The 20,873-nt window shown below is 68.5% G+C and carries 19 protein-coding genes and 1 pseudogene; 8 read left to right on the top strand and 12 right to left on the bottom strand.

Annotated features, from left to right (window positions below):
- Positions 1 to 5 precede the first annotated feature (5 nt).
- Positions 6 to 500 carry a nuclear transport factor 2 family protein gene (locus AC1Q5B_RS16775; protein WP_492632615.1) on the top strand — a complete coding sequence of 165 codons (495 nt, stop codon included), beginning with the start codon at positions 6 to 8 and terminating at the stop codon, positions 498 to 500.
- Between the two features lie 103 nt (positions 501 to 603).
- Entirely contained in the window at positions 604 to 1,170 is a 567-nt protein-coding gene (locus AC1Q5B_RS16770; RefSeq protein ID WP_492632614.1) for a hypothetical protein, read from the top strand.
- Here AC1Q5B_RS16770 and AC1Q5B_RS16765 read toward each other — a convergent pair whose 3' ends face one another.
- The gene (locus AC1Q5B_RS16765) at positions 1,171 to 1,602 is read right to left on the bottom strand and encodes a nuclear transport factor 2 family protein (RefSeq protein ID WP_492632613.1); all 432 of its coding nucleotides are present in this window, start codon (positions 1,600 to 1,602) and stop codon (positions 1,171 to 1,173) included.
- A gap of 193 nt (positions 1,603 to 1,795) precedes the next feature.
- Positions 1,796 to 3,055 (bottom strand): HD-GYP domain-containing protein, encoded by a 1,260-nt coding sequence (locus AC1Q5B_RS16760; RefSeq protein ID WP_492632612.1) that lies wholly within the window; start codon positions 3,053 to 3,055, stop codon positions 1,796 to 1,798.
- 150 nt (positions 3,056 to 3,205) lie between these two features.
- Between AC1Q5B_RS16760 and AC1Q5B_RS16755 the strand changes: the two genes are divergently transcribed.
- The 4 genes and pseudogenes from AC1Q5B_RS16755 to AC1Q5B_RS16740 form a co-directional block, all read left to right on the top strand.
- On the top strand, positions 3,206 to 3,664 hold the full coding sequence (locus AC1Q5B_RS16755; RefSeq protein WP_492632611.1) for a GFA family protein: 459 nt from the start codon (positions 3,206 to 3,208) through the stop codon (positions 3,662 to 3,664).
- Complete coding sequence (locus AC1Q5B_RS16750; RefSeq protein ID WP_492632610.1) at positions 3,661 to 4,353, top strand: TetR/AcrR family transcriptional regulator; 693 nt, start codon at positions 3,661 to 3,663, stop codon at positions 4,351 to 4,353. Before AC1Q5B_RS16755 ends, AC1Q5B_RS16750 begins: the two co-directional genes overlap by 4 nt.
- Positions 4,354 to 4,422: 69 nt before the next feature.
- On the top strand, positions 4,423 to 5,637 hold the full coding sequence (locus AC1Q5B_RS16745) for an NAD(P)/FAD-dependent oxidoreductase (RefSeq protein ID WP_492632609.1): 1,215 nt from the start codon (positions 4,423 to 4,425) through the stop codon (positions 5,635 to 5,637).
- A 67-nt stretch (positions 5,638 to 5,704) separates the two neighbouring features.
- A pseudogene (locus tag AC1Q5B_RS16740) lies at positions 5,705 to 5,935 on the top strand (HupB); the annotation flags it as partial.
- Positions 5,936 to 5,946: 11 nt separating this feature from the next.
- On the opposite strand, the gene AC1Q5B_RS16735 reads toward AC1Q5B_RS16740, so the two are convergent.
- The 7 genes from AC1Q5B_RS16735 to AC1Q5B_RS16705 all read right to left on the bottom strand — a co-directional run bounded on the left by AC1Q5B_RS16735 (position 5,947) and on the right by AC1Q5B_RS16705 (position 12,197).
- Complete coding sequence (locus AC1Q5B_RS16735) at positions 5,947 to 6,387, bottom strand: hypothetical protein (RefSeq protein WP_492632608.1); 441 nt, start codon at positions 6,385 to 6,387, stop codon at positions 5,947 to 5,949.
- Positions 6,388 to 6,389: 2 nt separating this feature from the next.
- Complete coding sequence (locus tag AC1Q5B_RS16730) at positions 6,390 to 6,596, bottom strand: PspC domain-containing protein (protein WP_162336618.1); 207 nt, start codon at positions 6,594 to 6,596, stop codon at positions 6,390 to 6,392.
- A gap of 42 nt (positions 6,597 to 6,638) precedes the next feature.
- Complete coding sequence (locus AC1Q5B_RS16725) at positions 6,639 to 7,016, bottom strand: YfeK family protein (protein WP_492632607.1); 378 nt, start codon at positions 7,014 to 7,016, stop codon at positions 6,639 to 6,641.
- Positions 7,013 to 8,083: a class III poly(R)-hydroxyalkanoic acid synthase subunit PhaC gene (locus tag AC1Q5B_RS16720; RefSeq protein WP_492632606.1), complete on the bottom strand. Its 1,071-nt coding sequence runs from the start codon at positions 8,081 to 8,083 to the stop codon at positions 7,013 to 7,015. Before AC1Q5B_RS16720 ends, AC1Q5B_RS16725 begins: the two co-directional genes overlap by 4 nt.
- Entirely contained in the window at positions 8,080 to 9,477 is a 1,398-nt protein-coding gene (phaE, locus tag AC1Q5B_RS16715; protein ID WP_492632605.1) for a class III poly(R)-hydroxyalkanoic acid synthase subunit PhaE, read from the bottom strand. Before phaE ends, AC1Q5B_RS16720 begins: the two co-directional genes overlap by 4 nt.
- Positions 9,478 to 9,547: 70 nt before the next feature.
- A complete protein-coding gene (pssA, locus tag AC1Q5B_RS16710) occupies positions 9,548 to 10,162 on the bottom strand; it encodes a CDP-diacylglycerol--serine O-phosphatidyltransferase (RefSeq protein ID WP_492632604.1) in 615 nt (204 codons plus the stop codon).
- 199 nt (positions 10,163 to 10,361) lie between these two features.
- On the bottom strand, positions 10,362 to 12,197 hold the full coding sequence (locus AC1Q5B_RS16705) for a 3-hydroxybutyrate oligomer hydrolase family protein (RefSeq protein WP_492632603.1): 1,836 nt from the start codon (positions 12,195 to 12,197) through the stop codon (positions 10,362 to 10,364).
- A gap of 133 nt (positions 12,198 to 12,330) precedes the next feature.
- On the opposite strand from AC1Q5B_RS16705, the gene AC1Q5B_RS16700 reads away from it, so the two are divergent.
- Positions 12,331 to 13,098: a 3-hydroxybutyrate dehydrogenase gene (locus AC1Q5B_RS16700; RefSeq protein ID WP_492632602.1), complete on the top strand. Its 768-nt coding sequence runs from the start codon at positions 12,331 to 12,333 to the stop codon at positions 13,096 to 13,098.
- An 88-nt stretch (positions 13,099 to 13,186) separates the two neighbouring features.
- Positions 13,187 to 13,852, top strand: a complete 666-nt coding sequence (locus AC1Q5B_RS16695; RefSeq protein ID WP_093299330.1) for a response regulator — start codon at positions 13,187 to 13,189, stop codon at positions 13,850 to 13,852.
- A gap of 513 nt (positions 13,853 to 14,365) precedes the next feature.
- On the opposite strand, the gene AC1Q5B_RS16690 is transcribed toward AC1Q5B_RS16695, so the two are convergent.
- The 3 genes from AC1Q5B_RS16690 to AC1Q5B_RS16680 all read right to left on the bottom strand — a co-directional run bounded on the left by AC1Q5B_RS16690 (position 14,366) and on the right by AC1Q5B_RS16680 (position 20,787).
- Positions 14,366 to 14,854: an NUDIX hydrolase gene (locus AC1Q5B_RS16690; RefSeq protein WP_492632601.1), complete on the bottom strand. Its 489-nt coding sequence runs from the start codon at positions 14,852 to 14,854 to the stop codon at positions 14,366 to 14,368.
- Between the two features lie 94 nt (positions 14,855 to 14,948).
- Positions 14,949 to 18,293: a hybrid sensor histidine kinase/response regulator gene (locus AC1Q5B_RS16685; protein ID WP_492632600.1), complete on the bottom strand. Its 3,345-nt coding sequence runs from the start codon at positions 18,291 to 18,293 to the stop codon at positions 14,949 to 14,951.
- 274 nt (positions 18,294 to 18,567) lie between these two features.
- Positions 18,568 to 20,787 (bottom strand): TonB-dependent receptor, encoded by a 2,220-nt coding sequence (locus AC1Q5B_RS16680; protein ID WP_492632599.1) that lies wholly within the window; start codon positions 20,785 to 20,787, stop codon positions 18,568 to 18,570.
- Positions 20,788 to 20,873: the final 86 nt, after the last annotated feature.

The following is a 20,873-nucleotide window of genomic DNA, read 5'->3' as shown; positions in this document are numbered from 1 at the left end:
CGCGCATGACCAAGCGGGCGGCATCCGGCCTGCTGGGGACGGTGCTGCTGTGCGGCGCGGTCGACGCCGCCGGCGCCACGGAACGGACGCCGGCGCAGCTGACGCAGATCGTCGAAGGCCTGGACACCGCCGTGTTCGACGCGTTCAACACCTGCGCCGATCCCGCGCAACTCGCCCGTCATGCGGCGTACTTCGACGACGCGGTGGAGTTCTACCACGACAACGGCGGGGTCACCTGGACCCGCGACGAGATGATCGGCCGCACGCGCCAGTACGTGTGCGGCCACTACCGGCGCGAACGCGTGCCCGGCACGTTGGCGGTGTACCCGATCAAGGACTTCGGCGCGATCGCGCAGGGCAGGCATCGTTTCTGCGACCTGGCCGGCAAGGAGTGCGCGGGCGAGGCGGATTTCGTGATGGTCTGGCGCGAACGCGACGGTCAGTGGCAGGTGACGCGGGTCCTGAGCTACGCGCATCGGCCGACCGCGTCCACGCCCTGAGCCCAGCGGACTTCGCACCCACTTCACACAGGCCACGTCGCCGACGCATGCCGGTCGCCGATCCTGTCGCCGGCACGCCGCCACCGACACGGGAGACCTGGCCATGACGCACGACACCTACCCCAACGCCGTCGCGTGGATCCGCATACTGCGGCCCGTTGTCTGGGGGGGCGCGGCCCTGTTGCTGCTGGCGCCCTGGGTGGCGATGCGCTTCACCCACGAGGTGGCCTGGACCGGCGGCGACTTTGCCGTGTTCGCTGCGATGCTGCTGGCCGCCTGCGTGGCCTTCGAGACGACCACGCGTATGGCGCGCGCCCCCAGTTACCTGCTGGCCGCCGCGATCGCGATCGCGGCGGCATTCCTGCTGCTGTGGGCGAACCTGGCGGTGGGCATCGTCGATGCGCCGGACCATCCCGCCAACCTGCTGTTCCTCGGCGTGCCGGTGGTCGGCGCCGTCGGCGCGGGATTCGCCCGCCTGCGCGCACGTGGCATGTCGTACGTGCTGGCGACGATGGCCGTGGCGCAGGTGCTGGCGGGCGGCATTGCGATGCGCATGGATACGCAGGAATCGCCGGCGTTCGTGCTGGCGTTCACCGGTCTCTACGTCGTGGCTTGGTGCGTGTCCGCCCTGCTGTTCCGCAAGGCCGCGACAGCCAGTGCGACGGGATGATTACCGTGGCTTCATGTGCCACAGCGCGTTGACGATGATCCAGCGGTCGCCATAGCGCCCCATGTGGAAGTGGTCGACGAACCAGGGCGTCTCCAGCCTTACGGCCGCGGTCTCGGCGGTGACGTCGAGGATGCGGCAGCTGCGGTTCCACTGGTCTTTCGGCGTCTTCAGCGCGCCCTGCCGCGTCAGCGACACCAGTTCCTCCTTCGACATGCGACGCAGGCCGAGGCGCTCGTCCGGCGTGTCGCCGGTGATCGCACGCTTGGCCAGATCGGGATGGAGCGCGCGCGCCACCCGGGCGGGATCCCCTTCCAGTTGGCCGTCGACGTAGTCGAGGCAGGTCGCCTCGATGGCGGCCAGGGTGGCGGCGTCGGCCAGCGGCGCGGGCGCGGTGGCCGCGGAGGCGGCCATGACCAGGGACAGCAGCGACATCGTGGACTCCTTCACATGCACGGACGGGACACCTCGTCGCGGCCGCCTGGCGGGCACGGAGGCGATGGGCCGCCATCGTCGCCCCGGCCACCTTCCGTGACCCGTGCCGGAAGTCCGTCCGCGGGCGGCGCTGCGCCGGATCGGTCCGCACATGCGACGAACGGCATGCGCCGGCCGCCACGGCCGACGGGACTCAGGGCAGCCAGACCTTCTCCAGGTCGCGGAACCCCCACTTCTCCGGCGACTCGACGCCGACGATGCGTTCACGGTCGCCGGCGGTGGCCAGGTCGAGGTCGGTCATCAGCACGTGCTTGCGCTGCCTGGCCGAGTAGAAGACACGCACGCGGGGGGCCAGCAGCGTGGCGGGGTTCTGTTCCACCACCACCGCCAGCCGGTCGCTGGACAATCGCACGAGCGCACCGATCGGGTAGATGCCGACGCTTCGGACGAACGACTTCATCAACGTCGTGTCGAAGTGCCCCTCCCAACTGGCCATGCGGCGCAGGGATTCGGCCGGATCCCAGCCGTTCTTGTACGGCCGGTTGGAGGTGATGGCGTCGTAGACGTCGCAGATGGCGCTCATGCGGGTCAGCAGCGGCAATTCGGCACCGGACAGGCGCTGCGGATAGCCCGCACCGTTGACCTTCTCGTGGTGGTGGCGGGCGATGTGCAGGATCGGCTCCTGGGTGATGCCGCCGTCGCGCAGCAGGCGCTCGCCATGCACCGGGTGCTGGCGGACGATGGCGAATTCCTCGTCGGTCAGCTTGCCCGGCTTGTTCAGCACCTCGAGCGGCAGCATGGCCTTGCCCATGTCGTGCAGCAGGCCGCCCAGCGCGGCATCGCGCACCTGCTCCTCGGGCAATTGCAACTGGCGGGCCAGCATCGTCATCAGCGCGCTGACCGCCACCGAATGCAGGTAGGTGTAGCTGTCGGCGTCCTTCAGCCGGGCCACGCTGACCAGCGCGGTGGGATGGCGATCCACCGATCCGGTGATTTCCTCCAGCAGCGGCATGACATGGCCGGCGTCCACGCCGCGCCCCAGACGGACCTCGCGGAACATCGCCTCCACCGCATCGCGGCCTTCGTCGCAGATGCGACGCGCACGCGACAGTTCCGATGCCAGGCTGACGGCACCGTCGGCGACGACGACGCGGCGCCGCTCGAGCTCCGGAACGGGCGCTGGCGCGGCCTCCGTGTCCGGTTCGGCGTCCGGTATCGCGTCAGTGGCAGGCAGGTCGCCGGCACCACCGGTATCGACGGCACCCGCCGCGTCGTGTTCGCTGCGGGACAGGTCCACCACCACCTGCTCCACCCCACTGTCCTGCAGTTCGGCGATGCGCCCGTCGTCGAGCAGGAAGGAGGTGCGCCAGAACGGATGCTGCATCCACGGACCCAGCAGCTTCTGCACGTACATGCCGGGCCGGAGGTCGGCGACATCGACGGTCTGCAGCATGCACGGCTCCGGCAGTGGGGGGTCGGATATGCTCACGCCCCGGCACCGGGGGCGGCGGGGCGACCCCGTCGGCCCCCGGATCGATATCGGCACAGCAGGCCACCTGCTGAAGACCTACCAGGGCAGCTGCATGGCGGTGCGGTCCGCTTCGTGGCCGACATCGACCCTACCCCACCCACCTACCGGTGCGACCGCTCGGTCTGCCGGCGCAACCGGTTCCGGCCCGCCATCGTGTCGCCCGACCGGTCCCGGCTGCTGGCGGGTGATGGGAGCCCAGTCGCGTACCGCTGCAACAGCCTGCGCAACTCGCACCACTTCTTCTGCCGGACCTGTGGCCTGCGTCCGTTCGGGATCGGCAACGACACGCCGGGTGACGCGCGCATCTGCGGCGTGAACCCGGGCTGCCTGGAGGACGTCACGCCCGAAGCCCTGGACGCCGCGCCGGTCGCTTACGTGGCGGGCGCGCACGATCGCTGGCAGCAAGCGCCCCACCGCACGCGTTACCCGTCGCGCGGCAGCCCGTCCGTCGTGCAGGTGTCACGGTCGTGCAACCTTTTTGCTAGGCTGGCGCAACATCACTACCCAGCCGCGTGCAGGGACGTTCCGTGAGCCTTCCGTCCGATTATCTGGAAAACGTTTTCAGCGATACCGCCCATGGCAGCGTGCCCCTGCGCGCGCGTCCGCAGGTGGAGTTGTGCCGTCGTGGCGAAATCCGCGCCGAGAAATTCCTCGATGCCGCCACCGAAGTCTTCGCCGAAAAGGGGTACCAGCATGCGCGCCTGAGCGAGATCGTGGCGCGGGCCGGCGGATCGCTGGCCACGCTGTACCGCATCTTCGGCGACAAGGAAGGGCTGGCCTGCGCCATCCTCGAGCGCCGCCTGGACATGCACATCCACGTGCTGAGCGACCTCAACCTGACCGAACTGTCGCCGGAACAGGCGCTGCGGCGCGTGGCGATCCGCATGGCCCAGCTGATGGCGGGAACCGATTCGCAGGTCGTGTACCGCATCGTCATCGGCGAGGGGCAATCCTTCCCGGCCCTGCGCGACTGGTTCTTCGACCATGTGGTGGCCTCCATCCGCCGCACGCTCGAGGACTATTTCGAGCAGCAGGTCGCCGCCGGCCGCTTGCGGCTGCCCTCGCCCCAGGCGGCGGCCGCGCAGTTCTACATGAGCCTGTTCGGCGACCAGGTCGTCCGCCTGGCCGCGGGCGGTCCGCATCTGCCCGACGTCGATACGCTGGAAGCGCAGGCACTGGCGGCGGTCGACCTGTTCCTGCAGGGCGCCCTCCCGCGCTGACGCGGCGCCTTCACCCGTCACTGGCGTTCCGCCTGCGAGCATGGCGGCATCGTCCTGTGGCAGGTGCGTATGGATCTGAAAAGCGGTTATCCCTTCTGGGCCATCAGCAACGGGCTGATGCAGGCGTTCCCTCGCCTGGAGGCCGACCATCGCTGCGACATCGCGGTGCTCGGCGGCGGCATCACCGGCGCGCTGATCGCGGATGAACTCGCGCGGCACGGCTTCGACGTGGCCGTGCTGGAGCAACGGGACATCGGCTGGGGCAGCACCGCCGCCAGTACGGCGCTGCTGCAGTACGAGATCGACACCCATCTGGTCGATCTGGCCAAGCGCCACGGCGAAGCCGATGCGGCGCTCGCCTACCAGGCCTGCGCCGAGGCCATCGACCGGCTGCAGGAGGTCGCCTCCGCGTGGCGCGACGTCGGCTTCGCGCGCAACCGTAGCCTGTACTACGCCAGCCGCCGCCGCGATGTCGCCCGTCTGGAAGAGGAGTGCGTTGCCAGGCAGAAGCATGGTCTGGAGGTGGAACTGCTGTCGTCCGAACGCGTGCGCGACGATTACGGCTTCGATGCGCCTGCCGCCCTGCTCAGCCAGCAGGCAGCGCGCGTGGATCCTTATCGCCTGACGTATCGCCTGCTGCAGCGACTGCAGAAGCAGGGCGCATCCGTCTTCGACCGTACCCGCGTGGAAGAGATCGCCACCACGACGCGCGGCGTGACCCTGCGCACCGACACCGGGCTGACCGTGCGCGCCGGGCATCTGATGGTCGCGGCAGGCTACGCGAGCCAGCACTGGCTGAAGAAGTCGGTTGCGCGCAACCGCAGCAGCTACGCGGTGATCAGCGATCCGCTGCCGGAGGCGGCGCTGGGCTTTCTCGCGGATACGCTGCTGTGGGAAACCGCACGTCCCTATTTGTATGCGCGCACCACCTCCGACCGTCGTCTGCTGCTGGGGGGAGAGGACGATTCCGTCGATATCCCCGCCAAGCGCGACGCTCGTGTGGAGAAGAAGGCGCGCACGCTGCTGAAGCGGCTGAAGGACCTGTTTCCCGAACTCGCACTCACCCCGGCGTTCTCATGGGCGGGCACCTTCGCGGAAACCGAAGACGGCCTGCCGTTCTTCGGTCCGCATCCGCAATGGGGTTCACGCGTGCACTTCGCGATGGCCTACGGCGGCAATGGCATCACCTACAGCATGCTCGGCGCCGGTCTGCTGCGTGCATTGATCGAGCGGCGCAAACACGCGTTGTGGCCGTTGTTCTCGTTCCAGCGCATGGAGCGCTGAACAGGCATTGACGGCGTCGTCATGCCGTTCGCGCGACGCTGCGCATCCCCGGTTGGGAGACAGCCTCATGCCACGCGGAGACAAATCGGCGTACACCGACAAGCAGAAGCGCCAGGCCGAGCACATCGAAGAGAGCGAGCTGGAGCAGGGCCGCTCGCGCGAGGACGCCGAACGCATCGCCTGGGCTACGGTCAACAAGCAGGACGGCGGCGGAAAGAAGTCCGGTGCCGGACGCACGACGGCGAAGAAGGCGACCAAGAAGGCCACCAGGAAAGTTGCGAAGAAGACCTCACGCCGCTGAGGGTCCGGTCAGCCGCCCGGCCACCACCCTTTACCCGTCAATGCGTAACGATCCGCCGCGCGCTCGAATGGATTGCGGACGCTGACGCCTCCGCACAGCAGATAGACCGGCAGGAACAGCGGTCCAAGCACCATGTACTGGTAGACGTGCGCACGCTCGTGGTCGCCCAGGCGGATGCGCGGATGCTGGATGCGGCCGGCGCGATGCTCGTAGGTAATGCATTCGGATTCCAGCGTATCGCCGGTATGCAGGATGCTGTTGCCGAAGGTGATGGCGCCGCCCGGACCCCACGGCCAACGATGGAAGACCACGGCGAAGTCGCGCCGGCTCCATTCGGGGCGTGCGCCGAACGCCATGCCTGCGGCGCCGGCCAGCAGTCCGATCAGCGTATTCGGCACCGCCCAGACGACACCGAGCCCGCGCGCGATCCACAGCCCCGCTGCCGCCATGTTCAGTCCTGTTCGTTGGGCATCAACAGCCAGAGGATCAGATAGACCAGGATGCCGGGGAATGCGGCCGACGCGATCGACACGACCACGAAGATGACCCGCAGCAGCGTGGCGCTCCAGCCATAGCGGTGGGCGATGCCGCCCATGACGCCGGCGATCATGCGATCGTTCAACGAGCGCGCGAAAGGTTTGGATGCCGAGTTGTTCATCGCCGACGACTCCCCAAGGTGGCCTGGACCGAGTCTAGCGCGTCAGCGGACGGGCGCGCCTGAACCGCGCAGCGCATCGAGCTTCGCCGCGAACCACATGGCGGCCGGTTGCGCGGGTTGTCCGGGACACCGCACCTGGTAGGCCTTTCCGCTCATGCTGCTCTTGCTCGCCGCGCGTTCGATGAACTGTTCGGCGGTATCCACGAGATTCTTCTTCAGCAGGTAGTCGTACTTGCGTTGCAGGTGCTTGCGGGCTTCGTCGCGCCCATGCCAGGTGCCGTTGCGCTGGAATTCGCACGCGGACGTGGACAACGCATCCATCAAGCCCTGGATCTCGCGCTTGGCCTGCGCGGACGGCGCCGCCTGGACCGCCGTGGACAGCGTCAGCAACAGGACCGCAATGGCGACGCGCGCCTTCATCGGGCACGCTGTCCCAGCCACCGGTGGATCGCCGTCGGCACTTCGCGCTGCGCACGGCTGGAGACGTAGATGCCGATGTGTCCGCCCTTGAAGCTCAGCTCGGTGTAGTCGTCGGTGCCGACCACGTCCTTGAGCGCACGCGAGGCATCCGGCGGCACCAGGTGGTCCTGCTCGGCGTAGATGTTCAGCACCGGCATGTCGACGAAGCCCAGGTCCACCGCCTGGCCGCCGATCTCGATGCCGCCCTTGATGAAGCCGTTGCGCTGGTAGAACTGCTTGATGAACTGGCGGAAGGCCTCGCCCGCCAGGTCCGGCGAATCGAAGATCCACTTCTCCATGCGCAGGAAATCCTCGATCGCGCGCTTGTCGTCAAGGATGTCCACCAGCCCCACGTACTTCTGCAGGTTCAACCGGAACGGCTTCAGCATCAGGTAGCAGGCGTTCATCATGTCGGCGGGCACGTTGCCCAGCGCATCGACGAACAGGTCCACGTCCAGCTCGCGCGTCCAGTGCGAGAGCATGTTGTCGGGCGTGTGGAAATCCACCGGCGTGACCATGGTGATCAGGTTCTTGACCTTCTCCGGATGCAGCGACGCATAGCACAGCGAGAACGCGCCGCCCTGGCAGATGCCCAGCACGTTGACCGCATCGCGACCGCTGCTGTCGCGCAGATGGTCCACCGCTCCGTCGATGAAGCGGTTGATGTAGTCGTCCAGTTCGAGGAAGCGATCCGAGCGGTCCGGATATCCCCAGTCGATGACATAGACGTCCTCGCCCTGCGCCAGCAGCCCCTTCACCAGCGAGCGGTCGTGCTGCAGGTCCACCATGTACGGCCGGTTGACCAGCGCATAGACGATCAGCAGCGGGACCTTCGCGGTCGGCGCCTTCTCGCCGATGAAACGGTACAGCACGACCTTGCCGTCGCGCCAGACCTCCTGCTTCTGCGTGGCGCCGTAATGGACGTCCTCGACCTCCGGCAGCGTGTGCAGTCCGGCAGAAAGCTTTTGCGTCAGCGTGGTGGCTTCCTGCGCCAGCGTCTCGGCACTGAAGTTGAGCGGCCCGTTCATTTGCCCTTACCCCGCTTCGTCTTCCTGTCGGCCTTCGGCGCGTCGGCGATCGCGCCGCGCGTGGCATTGCGCGCCACCCAGTCCTTCATCGATATGACCGACGTCGGTTTCACGGCAGGCGTCGCCGCTTTCTTCCGCGCGTCCGCTGCGGGCGTCTTCGATGCGGCTTTGCTGACGCGCTTGCTGCCCTTCACGGGCTTTCGCGAGACGCTGGGAACTGCGGCAGCGACGCGCGCCTGCTTGGTCGCCACGGGTGCCGCGGCCGCCACCGCACGCCGTGCACGCTTCTTCGACGCGGCCTTCTTGGCCACCGCGCGTTTCTTGGGAGCGGCCTTCGGCGCCGGTGCGGTCTTGCGACGGGCAGGCGCCCGCTTCTTCGACGCCTTCTTCGCGGGGATTGGTGCTGGCACGGGTGGTGATGGCGCTTCCGCAACGACGGGTGCTTCCGCCGGCGCGGCAGCCCGCTGTACGGGGGCGCGGCGCACGGGCGCCGACTGCGCACGCGTCAGCTTGCGCAGAGCGCGCTCCAGTTCGACGATCTTGCGGTGGGCGGAATCGACTTCCGTCCGCGTCGGCATGCCGAACTGCGTACAGACCTGTTCGACTTCGCGCTGTACGCAGAGCCGCAGGCGGGCCTGCGCGTTCGCCAGACCACCGTAAACATGGCGGAAATCGTCGGACATCGCGACCTCGGCGTAAGCCTCCTCCGCGGCGTCGATCCACAGGTCGAACAGGGCGCGCGCGTTCTGCAACTGGCGGCCGGGCTCGGCATGTTCTTCCAGCTTGCCCTCGAAGCGGACGAAGGCGTCCTGCGCCACCTGCAGCATCAACCGGTCGTATTCGCCGACCTGGCGCCGGTAATCCTGATAGGCCTGCGCCAGTTGCTGCCAGCGCTCCTGGTGCTCACGCGACAGACCGAAGGCCGGCAGGTGCATCCAGCGGTCGCCGCCTCGCTGCAGGTTCTCCAGCCAGGGACGCATCTGCTGCATCCAGCCGTCGAGGCCGTGCGCACCGCCCTGCATGTGGCGGAAGATGTCGGCGAACGGGTTGTGGGCCGGCGTGGGATCGGCCATGCCCAGCGCCGAGCGCCAGGCGCGGCCGATGTCGGTGGCGTCGTGGTCGCGGCCGGTGAACTGCGCGGCGACCTGCTGCATCTGCCCGAACCACTGGCTGGCCTGCCGCTGGAAGCGGCCGACGGCCTCGTCCACCTGTGGCTGCCCGCCGGGCACCAGCTTCGACCACCAGTCGACCGTCTGCTGCCAGCCCGGCGCTGCGCCAGGCATGGACATCGCAGGCGCTGCGCCCGCCTGTCGCAGGGCATCGCCCCACAGGCTCCAGTACTGCTGGGCCACCGATTCGAAATCGCCCGGCCACGGTGGAACGGAATTTGCCATGTGCCCTCCCTTCCCGACCGATTCTAGCCGCGGCCGGCGACGCGTGCATGACGCGCCTTCACCTCACGGGTCAGGGCTTGGGTATGCGCAGCGTCTTGCTGATCATCAGCGTGCCGGACACCGCGTACAGCAGCACCAGCGGATGCAGCAGCCACGGCCCCAGCTTCACCGAGCCCAGCCAGAGCGCCGGACCGACATGGCCCAGGAAGGCCGCAATGGCGAGCAGCACCACCAGCAGCAGGCTGGTCGGGATCGGGGTGCCTTCGAAATACTTCACCTTGTCGCCACCGTCGGCCAGCGATTCGGCGGTGACGTTGTAGCGCGCCAGCCGGCTGACGCCGCAGGCCACGAAGTACGACAGCACCAGCCAGTCCCAACCGCCCTGCATGCCGCAGGCGTAGGCCAGCGCGGCCGGCGCGACACCGAAGGAGATGACGTCGGCCAGCGAATCGAGCTCGCGCCCGAGTACCGACGCCTGGTTGCGCCAGCGCGCCACGCGGCCATCCAGCGCATCGAAGATGAAGGCCAGCGGGATCAGCGCCATGCCGATCATCAGGTCGCGCAGGATGCCTTCCTGCAGGAAGCGCATCGACGCGAAGACCGCCCCCGTGCCGCAGAATGCGTTGCCCAGCGTGAACCAGTCGGCCAACTGGAAATCGCGGATCATCGAAAAGTGTCGGGACATGGCGGCTGCGCGTGGCCAGAGTGGCCTACAGGGTAAGCCGAACCGGGTGAAACCGTCGTGGGGGGGTCTCGCTTCTTGTAGGAGCGACGTGAGTCGCGACCACGGCAGTGGAGCAACCCGTGCCCCACTGCATTACCCACCTCCTTGGACCGGCCAGGTCTGCGTTCGCGACTCACGTCGCTCCTACAACAGCCGACCCCTACCTCGGAATCGCCAACTGGCTCGCTTCCAAGCTCCCCGTTCCGCGCGGCTGCGCGCTGATCAACGCATTCGCCGGCAGTTCGCGGCGGCCATCCAGCGTGGCGTCGACCTGGTCGAGCGCGGCATAGACATACGGCAGGAGCGGCACATAGCGCGCACCGTACGCCGGCAGGGCAAGGAAGCCATCGAAATGCTGCGCATGGCGCACCTGCCAGTAACGCACGTCCGGGTTCGCCGCGCGCGCAGCGGCCACGTAAGGCGCGCTGGAGAAGGCGGCCGGCACCAGCCCATCGTCCAGGCCATGGATCACCACCACCGGCCGGCGGGTCTTCGGGAAGCGGGCCGCCGTTTGCGCGATACCCGTCTGCACGCGGCGCGCGTCCTCGCTGCTGCCGGTCTGCAACGCGCGCAGGCACTGCAGTCCGGGCAAGGTGAAGTCCGGCGCTGCCAGCTTCGTGTCGATGATGCCGACACCCGCGCCCGGCGGGATGCCACTGCCCTCGGACCACCATGCGGCCCTTTCCGCCGCGGTGGCGGCGCGCGCGGAGAAGTCGGCGTTCTGCGCGTAGAACGCGAAGCCGCAGGGGTGCTCGCCCACCCCATAACGCCCGTAGGCAGAGGCATACGTCACCGCGACCGCACGCCACAGGTCGAAGCCCACGCTCAGCGCACCGGCGACCAGCGCCTCGTCGGTCCAGCCGTTCGCCTTCAGCTGCGCACGCGCCGACGCGGCCTGCGCTTTCGCGTCCATGCCGGTCACCAGGCCGGCGGCTTTCAGCGTGGCGCAGCGTGCCGTCCACAGCGGCTCGACCTGCGCGCGCAACGGTGGCTGAGGCAGCGCCTCCGCCGGCAGGTCCAGCAGCGCGCACGGCATCAGCAACGCGGCGTCGGTCGTGTAGTCGTACAGCGACCGCGCACCCGGTGCATCGGCGGCATAGATGTTCGGTTCGCCGGCGACCACCGCGTCCAGCCAGCCGCCCTCTTCCTCACTGGCGCGCAGCACCGCGCCGCCGCCATTGGAGATGCCGACGGCGATGACGCGCGTGTTGTCGAAGCGGAAGGGCGCCGCCTGCGGGAACGCCTGGTCCAGCGCGGCCAGCGCGAACTCGGCCGCCTGCTTCACATGCCGGCCCCAGTCGGCCTCCGGGTTGTCCTTGGAGTGCGCGTGCTTGACCGCCACGCCGCTGGCGCCGACCGGCGCATCGGGCACGAAGGCGAGCGCGTCGACGCCGAGTTCACCGATCGTGCCGTCCTCGCGCGCGCCCTGCTGCTCGTCCAGATCGAAATAGTCGGTGCCTGCGCCCTTGTCGGTGTACGCAACGGCACAACCTTTCGGCAGCGCCCACGGCGCAGCGACGGCAATGGCGCCGTACACGCCGCGCGAGCCGGAGGAGGCGGTGACGACGATGCAGCGCTTGCCTGCATCGAAATTGTCCGGCACCTGCACCAGCACGCGATGCGGCTGCGACGCGCCGGACACTTTCGCCAGCGCCGAGAACTCGCGCCCCGGCACGCTGGCCACGCTGCCGTAGGCCTGGCCATAGCCGCCGGTCAACGACAGGTCGGCGATGCCGCGCCAGTTCGCCCAGATCGCACGGCGGCGCAGTTCCGCCGGCGTCGGATGGGCCGGATCGGCGAACGCGGGCGCGGCCATCGCGCGCAGGCCGTCGAGGCCCAGGCCGGCGGTGAGCAGGTCGTCGCTGCCGCGATGGTCGGTAACGCGCTGGGGCTGGATCATGTGGGCCACCGCTTCGGGCTTGGGCGGCGTGCTGCTGCAGGCGGCTAGCGCCGCGCCGAGCAGGAGGCCGCAGGAAATGCGCGTCGTCGCGTTCATGCGTGGAAAGCGTCCAAGGTTCCGGTCAGTGCCACGAAACTACCCTCCGGGGAAAGCGCCGTCATCGTACTTTGGTACCACGAACCGCGCGCGCCTGCCTGCTACCCTAGCGACGACACGCAGGAGCTCCCCCATGCAGCCCACCCACACCCTCCTCATCACCGGCGCGGCCAGCGGCATCGGCGCCGGCATCGCCGCGCAGCTGGCCGAAGCCGGCCGTCACGTCATCGTCAGCGATCTCAACCTCAATGCCGCCGAAGCGGTGGCGACGCAGATCCGCGTCGAAGGCGGCTCGGCGGAGGCCGTCGCGCTCGACGTCACCTCGCAGGACAGCATCGACGCCGCGCTGGCGACGATCTCGCGCCCCATCGATGTGCTGGTCAACAACGCCGGCCTACAGCATGTCTCGCCGCTGGAGGACTTCCCGATCGAGAAGTGGGATTTCCTGGTGCAGGTGATGCTGGTCGGCGTGGCCCGGCTGACCCGGGCCGTACTGCCCGGCATGCGCGAGCGCGGCTTTGGCCGCATCGTCAACATCGGCAGCATCCATGCGCTGGTCGCCAGCCCGTACAAGAGCGCCTACGTGGCCGCCAAGCACGGACTGGTCGGCTTCTCCAAGGTGCTGGCGCTGGAGACCGCCGACACCGACATCACCATCAACACGGTCTGCCCCAGCTACGTGAAGACCCCGCTGGTCGACCGGCAGATCGCCGATCAGGCCCGCACGCGCGGCATCTCCGAGGCCGACGTGGTCAGCCAGGTGATGCTGAAGCCCATGCCGAAGGGGGTGTTCATCGGCCTGGACGAACTGGCCGGCATCACCGCCTTCCTCACCTCGCCCGCCGCGCGCAACATCACCGGCCAGACGATCGTGGTGGATGGCGGATGGACCGTGCAGTGAAGCGAGTGGTCAGCCCGGAGAAGTGAGGAGTGAGCCAAAGCGCGCCTCCACTCCCTCTTCACTCCTCTTCCCTCACTCCTGCCTCCCCATGCCGAACCTGCTGATCGCCGACGACCATCCGCTGTTCCGTGCCGCCCTGCGCGGCGCGGCGGCCGATGCCGTCGCGCAGTTGTCGGTGCGCGAGGCCGAGTCGCTTGACGGCGTCATCGCCACGCTGGAGGCGCACGACGACATCGACCTGGTGCTGCTCGACCTGCACATGCCCGGCAACCACGGGCTCGCGGGCCTGGCGGCGATCCGCGCGCAGTTCCCGGCGGTCGCGGTGGTGGTGGTGTCGGCGAACGACGATCCGCGCGTGGTGCGACGCGCGCTCGACCATGGGGCCGCCGGCTATCTCCCCAAGAGTTCCGGGCTGGACGAACTGCGCGACGCGATCCGCAGCGTGCTGGCTTGCGAGCAATGGTTGCCGGCGTCGCTGCGTGGCGCCGTGGCCCGCGCGCAGTCGTCCGAACACGACACCGAACTCGCCGGTCGCCTGGCCAGTCTGTCGCCGCAGCAGTTCCGCGTGCTGACCCTGGTGGCGCAGGGACTGCTGAACAAGCAGATCGCCGACCGCCTGGACGTGCAGGAGCGCACGGTGAAGGCGCACCTCTCCGCGATCTTCGACCGCCTGGGCGTGCGCAACCGCACGCAGGCCGGCGTGGTACTGCGCGAACTGGAACTGGCGGATCCGGCTCGGCAGATCGAAGGCTGAGGTTCCACGCCCCGATCTTTCGCCATCCAGGCGCGTTGCCACGCATTTCAAGTCACGGGCAGCCGATCTTGCAGTGGGGGTGGTCATAATTTCGCCACACATCTTGACAGCGTTGCGCCACAACGGGCGCGGACGCTTATCCACATGTTGGTCGACAGACCATCCACACACGGTGTGGACAACCCGGACACCGTCCCGTCATGCCCTGGTCAAATTTTCGCCACACATCTTGACAGGCTTGCGACGCAAGGCGCCGACGCGGTTATCCACATGGTTTCCCAAACCCGATCCACACGGCGTGTGGACAAACCGGATCGTGGAACATCCCTCCGCTCCCCCCCCGTAGGAGCGACATAAGTCGCGACCGTGGGCCATGGCCTCCTTTGCCCCATGGATGACACGGAGAAAGAAGAACATGCATCGTATGGCTCACCGCTCATCCAAGGTGCAATAACCGCCCTGTATTCCGGTCGCGACTCACGTCGCTCCTGCAGGGTCAGGCAGCGCAACCTTTCAGATCCGCGAGTAGTCCCACGAGACCATGCGGCCGTCGCGGTACGGCATGACGCCGTGGAAACCGCGCGGGTCGTCGTCGAACACCAGCGGCAGGAAATGGCGGTCGCCATCCCACAACGGCAGCTCCATGATCCTCTCCACCGGCACCCATTCCAGCGTGCCCTCGGGGTTGGTCTCGAACGGCGTGCCGCTGTACGCGGTGATGACGAAGACGAAGCCCAGCCAGTCCTCACCGTTCTTGCCGAAACCGGGCCAGCTGATCGTGCCGCGCAGCGTCATCGCGTCGCAGTCGATGCCGGCTTCTTCGTGGATCTCGCGACGCATGCCGGCCACGACGTCCTCGTCGCGCTCGATCTTGCCGCCCAGGCCGTTGTACTTGCCCAGGTGCAGGTCATCGGGACGCGCATTGCGATGGATCAGCAGGACCTGCGAGCGGTCGGGCGACAGCACGTAACCGAGGGTAGCGACGATGGGGGTGTAAGGCATGCGAGGGTTCCGGAATGCACGCGCGCATTCTAGCCTTGGCTTTCGTGGGAGCGACGTGAGTCGCGATAGGCCGCCGACAACCCGGGATCGCGACTTACGTCGCTCCCACACCCGACACCCTCGCCGAGAGCAACCGGTCCAGCACCGACTTCAGCGCCAGCGGCCGCACCGGCTTGGCGAGCAACGGCAGATCGGCATCGCGGACCGCACGGCGCACCGCATCGGTCTGGTCGGCGGTGAGGATCAGGCAGGGACGCGGACCATGCGAAGCGCGCAGCCGTTCGGCAAGCGCGACCCCAGTGTCGCCGTCGTCCAGGTGGTAATCGAACAACCACAGGTCCGCCGCCTGGCCACGCAAGGCGGTATCCGCCGCCCCACTGTCGCCGGCCGTCGCGACACGACACCCCCACCCTTCCAGCACCTGCCGCAACGCGGACAACGCGACCGGATCATTGTCGACAGCCAGCACATGCCGACCCGCGAGTCCGGGCTTGCCGACCATCGCCGGTGCCGGCGCCGGCGTCGCGACCCGCACCAGGTCGACCGCGAACACGGCCCCGCGCCCCGCCCGACTGCGCAGCGACAACGGCGCCGCAAGCAACGCAGCGATGCGGTCGGCGATCGACAGGCCCAATCCCAACCCCTGTCCCGGCACGTCGTCGCCACGGCGAAATTCCTCGAAGATCCGGCGCTGGTCCGCCTCCGCGATACCGGGGCCGGTATCCCAGACCTCGACACGCACGCGCCCGGAACCAACACGACGCACGCCCAGCAGGACGCCGCCGCGTGCCGTGTAGCGCACCGCATTGGCGAGGAAGTTCTGCAGGATACGGCGCAGCAGCTGCGGATCGGTGTGCACCCACGCGTGCGTCGGCACGATGGCGAACGACAGCCCGCGCTCGCGGGCCAGCACGCGGAATTCGGAGGCCAGCGGCTCCAGCACCTCCATCAACGGCAGGTCGCGCGGTTCGGGCACCAGCCCGCCGGCTTCCAGCCGCGACATGTCCAGCAGACCGGTCAGCAGGTCGGTGGTGGAATCCAATGCGCCGCGCACCTGCAAGGCGGTTTCGCGCTGATGCGTTTCCGGCAGTTGCTGCGACAGCGCGTCGGTGAACAGTTGCGCCGCATGCAGCGGCTGCAGCAGATCGTGGCCGATCGCAGTGAGGAAGCGGCTCTTCGCATCGTTCGCGTGCTCGGCTTCGCGCTTGGCCGTTTCCAGCAGCGTGGTGCGCTCGGCCACGCGCTGCTCCAGCGTCTCGTTGGCCTGCTTCAGTTGCCGCTCGGCCTGGCGCGATGCGGTCACGTCGGTGTACGTGGCGACAAAGCCGCCGCCCGGCATCGGGTTGCCGCGGATCTCGACGATGCTGCCGTCCGGGAACACGCGCTCGGTCAGGTGCGGCGTGCCCGCGCGCATGAACGCGAGCCGCCGTTCCAGCGCGCGCTCGTCATCGCCGCGCTGCGGCATGCGCTGCAGCGCCCAACGCGTCAGGTCGGCGATCGGCCGCCCCACCTGCAGCACGTCGGGCGGGAAGCCGAACATCTGCGCATAGCGCCGGTTCCACGCGACCAGCCGCTGGTCGCGGTCGATCACGCTGATGCCCTGGCTCATGTTCTGCAGCGCCGCTTCCAGCACCTGCTGGTTGAAGCGCAGGTCCTGCGAGACCTCACCGACGATGGCGGCAACGGTCTCCAGGTCGCCGCTTTCGCGGCGCGCGGCGTCCAGCAGCAGGCGCGCCGATGCCGAACCCAGCACGGCGGCCAGTTCGCGTTCGAGCCGTGCTTCGATCAGCGCCGGCACCGGTCCGCTGCGCGGCGCGTCGACCAGCAGTTCCTCCACGCGCTCGCGCGGAAGGAAGCGGCGGCCGGCATCCCGCAACGTCTTGGCATCGAAGCCGCGGCTGTCGGCGCGCCGCGGCGCACTGCCGCGCCAGCCCATCACCAGCAGCGTCACCACCGTGCCCAGGAACAGGCTGACGCCGACCGCACGGCCAAGCCGACTCCAGCCGGTCAGGCCGAAGAAACCGTCGGGCGACAGACCGGCGATGCCGAACGGACCCTGCTGCAGCCAGGCCGGCGCCACACCGCGCGCATCCATCGCCACCGGCAACAGCAACAGCCACATCCAGACGGCGAACGCGGCCACGATGCCGGCGATCACCGCGCGCGGCGGCGTCTGCGGGCGCCAGATCGCGAAGCCGAGCGCAGGCGCCAGCGTCGCCAGCGCCGAGAACGACACCGCACCCACGTCGGCCAGCGCGTCGTTGCCCGCGACCAACCGGCTGTACGCCCATGCCAGCAGCATGACCGCGACGATGCCGACCCTTCGCTGGGTCAGCACCGCACCGCGCAGATCGCCGCCGCTGCCACGCAGCCAGCCACCCCGCAACAGGCCGGGCGCCAGCCAGTGGTTGCCGATCATCAGGCTCAGCGTCAGCGTACTGACCACCACCATGCCGGTGGCCGCGCTGAGGCCGCCCAGGAATGCGAGCAACGCCAGGCCCTGCTGCCCCTGCGACAGCGGCAACGCCAGCACGTAGAGGTCGGACGGCACCGCGTCGCCGAACATCGCGCCGCCCGCGCGCGCCAGCGGCAGCAGCGGCGCGGCCATCAGCACCATGTAGAGCGGGAACAGCCAGCGCGCGGTGCGCACGTGGCGGTCGTCGCGACACTCCACGACGCCCACGTGCACCTGGTGCGGCAGGGTGAACATCGCCAGCACGCCCAGCGCGACCAGCGGCAGGAAGCCATAGGTGGTCGAAGCGGGCGCCTGCGCGGGTGCGACATCCGGCAAGGCCGGCAGGCCGAACCAGACGAACAGCCCCAGCGCCAGCATCGCCGCCAGCTTGAACAGCGATTCGAACGCCATCGCCAGGATCAGCCCGCGATTGTGTTCCACCGCGCTCGCCCGCCGCGTGCCGAACAGCATCGCGAACACCGCCATCGCCAGCGCCACGTACAGCGCGCTGTCCTGCCACGCCGGCAGTGCCTCGTTGCCGGGCGAGCGCGTCAGCAGCGCGAAGCTCATCGCCACGGCCTTGAGCTGCAACGCGATGTAGGGAATCAGGCCCAGCGCGGCGACCAGCGTCACCGTCGCGGCCAGCCAGCCGTCCTTGCCCAGCCGCGTGGCGATCAGGTCGGCCAGCGAGGTGGCGTTGGACTCGCGCGCCATGCGCACCAGCCGCACCAGCAGGAACGCGCCGAAGACGTACAGCAGGATGGTGCCGACGAAGGTCGGCGGCAGCGGCCACCCGTAGCGTGCCGCCTGCGTCACCGTCCCGAAGAACGTCCACGAGGTGCAGTACACCGCCAGCGACAGCGCATAGATGTAGGGCCATTGCACCGCCAGCACGTGCGGGCGGCGCTCGGCGTAGAGCGCGGAACCGAACAGCACGCCCAGCCACAGCAACCCGGCCAGCACCACCATGCCGACGCTCAGCATGCGTCATCCCACGTAGCGTGCGCCACGCGCACGACCGCGCGATGCCGGAACCCGCATGTCGATCCCGTCACGATGATCGATGCCACATCGCACCCCGACCGCGCAAGGCGCACGGCGGATTCTTCGATCGTGCGCATGGCGCACGCTACGGGGCGGGAAGACATGCGCGGGAGCATAACGCAGCAGCGGGGGGGGGTTCCCCCCCCCCCCCCCCCCCCCCCCCCCCCCCCCCCCCCCCCCCGCTGCCGGTTCCGCGTCATGGCGGTGCGCGTGCTCAGAAGTCGTAGCGCGCGGTCAGACTGTACTGGCGCGGCGGACCATAGAACCCGGTCAGCACGCCGTAGGCGGCGATGTTGTAGCCGGTGGTGCGGTACTCCTCGTCGGCCAGGTTGGTGCCCTGCAGCGACAGGCTCCACGCGTCGTTGACCTTCCAGATCACGCCGGCGTTGACCAGGCCGTAGCCTTCCTGCTTGATGGCCGGGCTCAGGTCCGTGGTGGGCCACACTTCGGACTGGTACGAATAGCCCACGCGCGCCGACAGGTTGCCGCCGTTGGCCAGGTCGGTGCGGTACTCCACGTTCAACGCGCCGGAAAACTCGGGCGCATTGGTGAAGTACTGCGTGTCGGCGATGTTGACCCCGCTGCTGATGAACTCGTCGTACTTCGCGTCCAGCCACGCCAGGTTGCCGCTGATCAGCCAGTTGGCGGTCGGCAGGAACTGGTATTCGACTTCCACGCCGTTGACCGTGCCCTTGCCGGCGTTGGTGAAGTCGCCGAAGAAGCTCTGCGAGCCGTTCGGCAGCGTGTACGAGGTGAACACCGACAGCTGGATGTCCTCGTACTTGTTGTGGAACGCGGACAGGTTCAGGAACATCCGCTGGTCGAGGAACGACATCTTGCTGCCGATCTCGAAGCTGTCGACCTGCTCGTCGTCGAAGGGTTCGCCCGACCGCGGCACCGAGGTCGTGTTGGCGCGGATGTTGTAGCCGCCCGACTTGAAGCCGCGCGAGGCCAGGCCGTAGATCATGATGTCCGGGGTGACCTGGAAATCCAGCGAGACCTTCGGGGAGACGTTCTTGAAGTTGACCGTCTTGTCGAAGTTCGCCGCCGTGCCCCAGGACGTCTCGTACTGGTTGGTGGTGTAGAAACGGTTCAACGCGACAGCGTGCTTGTCCTCGTCGGTGTAGCGTGCGCCCACATCGAGCTTCAGCCGGTCGGTCAGGTCGAAGGTCCAGTCCGCGTACAGCGCGATGCTCTTGGTGTTGACCACGCCCTGGGTATCGCCGAACAGCGGATTGGTCAGGCTGGTGGCCAGCAGCGGGTTCCAGAAGTAGTTCAGCACCTGGCCACCGGCGTCGCCGTTGAACCAGTACAGGCCCATCACGCCGCGGGCGCGACCGCCGCCATCGTAGTTGGCCTGGAACTCCTGGCTGACCTGGCTGTCGCTGTAGAACGCGCGCACGTCGACCAGCGGCCGCGGCGTGGTGTCGAAGTCGATGTTGGTCTCGGTGTCCGACTCGCGCTTGGCGGCGACGTACTTGAAGGCCCAGTCCTCGTTCGGCCGCCAGTTGGCGGTGATCGAGGCGCCCTTCATCTCGGTGTCGTTGATGTTCTTCATGCCGCTGCGGATGTCGTAGCGGTCGTCGGTGGGCGGATACGCCGGGGCCAGCGGGTTGGGCGCCAGCATCTTCGCGCCGCGCACGCCGGACTGGTCGTCCATGTAGTCGAAGGCGACCTGCACGTCGAAGTCGTCCTGCGAATACGCGCCCAACTGCATGCGCACCGCGTTGATTTCCTTGTCGCTGACGTCCTGGCCGGTATAGGTGTTGGTACCGAATCCGTCGCGGTTCATGCTGGCCACCGACACACGGCCGCGCAGGCCGCTGTCCTTGCCGCCGATCTCGCCGCCCAGCGCCGCCTTGACGTCCAGCTGGTTGTAATTGCCCACGGTGACCGAGGCGAAGCCGGTGGTCTCCTGCGGCAGGCCGCGCGAGATGTACTTGATCGCGCCGCCGATGGTGTTCTTGCCGTACAGCGTGCCCTGCGGGCCGCGCAGCACTTCGATGCGCTCCACGTCGAACACGTCCAGCAGCGCGCCCTGCGGACGGGCGATATACACGTCGTCCAGATAGATGCCCACGCCGGGGTCCACGCCCCACAGCGGGTCGGCCTGGCCGACGCCACGGATGTAGGCGGTCACGGTGCTGGTGGAACCGCGCGCGGCGTAGATCGTCAGGTTCGGCACCTGCGCGTCGAGGTCGCCGATGTCCTCGATGGCGAGCTTGTCCAGCGTCTCCGCGGTGAAGGCGGTGACCGCCACGGGCACGTCCTGCAGGGTTTCCTCGCGCTTGCGCGCGGTCACCTTGACCGAATCGAGCGTGGTGGCGTTGGTGGCTGGCGTTGCGGTGGCCGGTGCGGCGTCCTGCGCCCATGCCACCGGCATGGACGACAACAGGACACAGCCGATGGCCAGGCTCAGGTGCTTGCGCTTCATGGGTCTCCCCCTCCCGGGTATGACATGGCGGCGGACGGATGCCGCCGATTGCAGCGAACACTAGGGCCCGGGCCGCGCGGACGGCA

Source organism: Pseudoxanthomonas sp. GW835-FHT14C01, from assembly GCF_058793715.1.
Note: the sequence above shows the minus strand (reverse complement) of the source record. Positions and strands in the feature narration are given on the sequence as shown.

Bases quoted from the DNA above. Each gene is read 5' to 3' on its own strand.
- AC1Q5B_RS16775 (WP_492632615.1), top strand. From the start codon at position 6: ATGACCAAGCGGGCGGCATCCGGCCTGCTGGGGACGGTGCTGCTGTGC.
- AC1Q5B_RS16770 (WP_492632614.1), top strand. From the start codon at position 604: ATGACGCACGACACCTACCCCAACGCCGTCGCGTGGATCCGCATACTG.
- AC1Q5B_RS16765 (WP_492632613.1), bottom strand. From the start codon at position 1,602: ATGTCGCTGCTGTCCCTGGTCATGGCCGCCTCCGCGGCCACCGCGCCC.
- AC1Q5B_RS16760 (WP_492632612.1), bottom strand. From the start codon at position 3,055: ATGCTGCAGACCGTCGATGTCGCCGACCTCCGGCCCGGCATGTACGTG.
- AC1Q5B_RS16745 (WP_492632609.1), top strand. From the start codon at position 4,423: ATGGATCTGAAAAGCGGTTATCCCTTCTGGGCCATCAGCAACGGGCTG.
- AC1Q5B_RS16735 (WP_492632608.1), bottom strand. From the start codon at position 6,387: ATGGCGGCAGCGGGGCTGTGGATCGCGCGCGGGCTCGGTGTCGTCTGG.
- AC1Q5B_RS16730 (WP_162336618.1), bottom strand. From the start codon at position 6,596: ATGAACAACTCGGCATCCAAACCTTTCGCGCGCTCGTTGAACGATCGC.
- AC1Q5B_RS16725 (WP_492632607.1), bottom strand. From the start codon at position 7,016: ATGAAGGCGCGCGTCGCCATTGCGGTCCTGTTGCTGACGCTGTCCACG.
- AC1Q5B_RS16720 (WP_492632606.1), bottom strand. From the start codon at position 8,083: ATGAACGGGCCGCTCAACTTCAGTGCCGAGACGCTGGCGCAGGAAGCC.
- phaE (WP_492632605.1), bottom strand. From the start codon at position 9,477: ATGGCAAATTCCGTTCCACCGTGGCCGGGCGATTTCGAATCGGTGGCC.
- pssA (WP_492632604.1), bottom strand. From the start codon at position 10,162: ATGTCCCGACACTTTTCGATGATCCGCGATTTCCAGTTGGCCGACTGG.
- AC1Q5B_RS16705 (WP_492632603.1), bottom strand. From the start codon at position 12,197: ATGAACGCGACGACGCGCATTTCCTGCGGCCTCCTGCTCGGCGCGGCG.
- AC1Q5B_RS16700 (WP_492632602.1), top strand. From the start codon at position 12,331: ATGCAGCCCACCCACACCCTCCTCATCACCGGCGCGGCCAGCGGCATC.
- AC1Q5B_RS16695 (WP_093299330.1), top strand. From the start codon at position 13,187: ATGCCGAACCTGCTGATCGCCGACGACCATCCGCTGTTCCGTGCCGCC.
- AC1Q5B_RS16690 (WP_492632601.1), bottom strand. From the start codon at position 14,854: ATGCCTTACACCCCCATCGTCGCTACCCTCGGTTACGTGCTGTCGCCC.
- AC1Q5B_RS16685 (WP_492632600.1), bottom strand. From the start codon at position 18,293: ATGCTGAGCGTCGGCATGGTGGTGCTGGCCGGGTTGCTGTGGCTGGGC.
- AC1Q5B_RS16680 (WP_492632599.1), bottom strand. From the start codon at position 20,787: ATGAAGCGCAAGCACCTGAGCCTGGCCATCGGCTGTGTCCTGTTGTCG.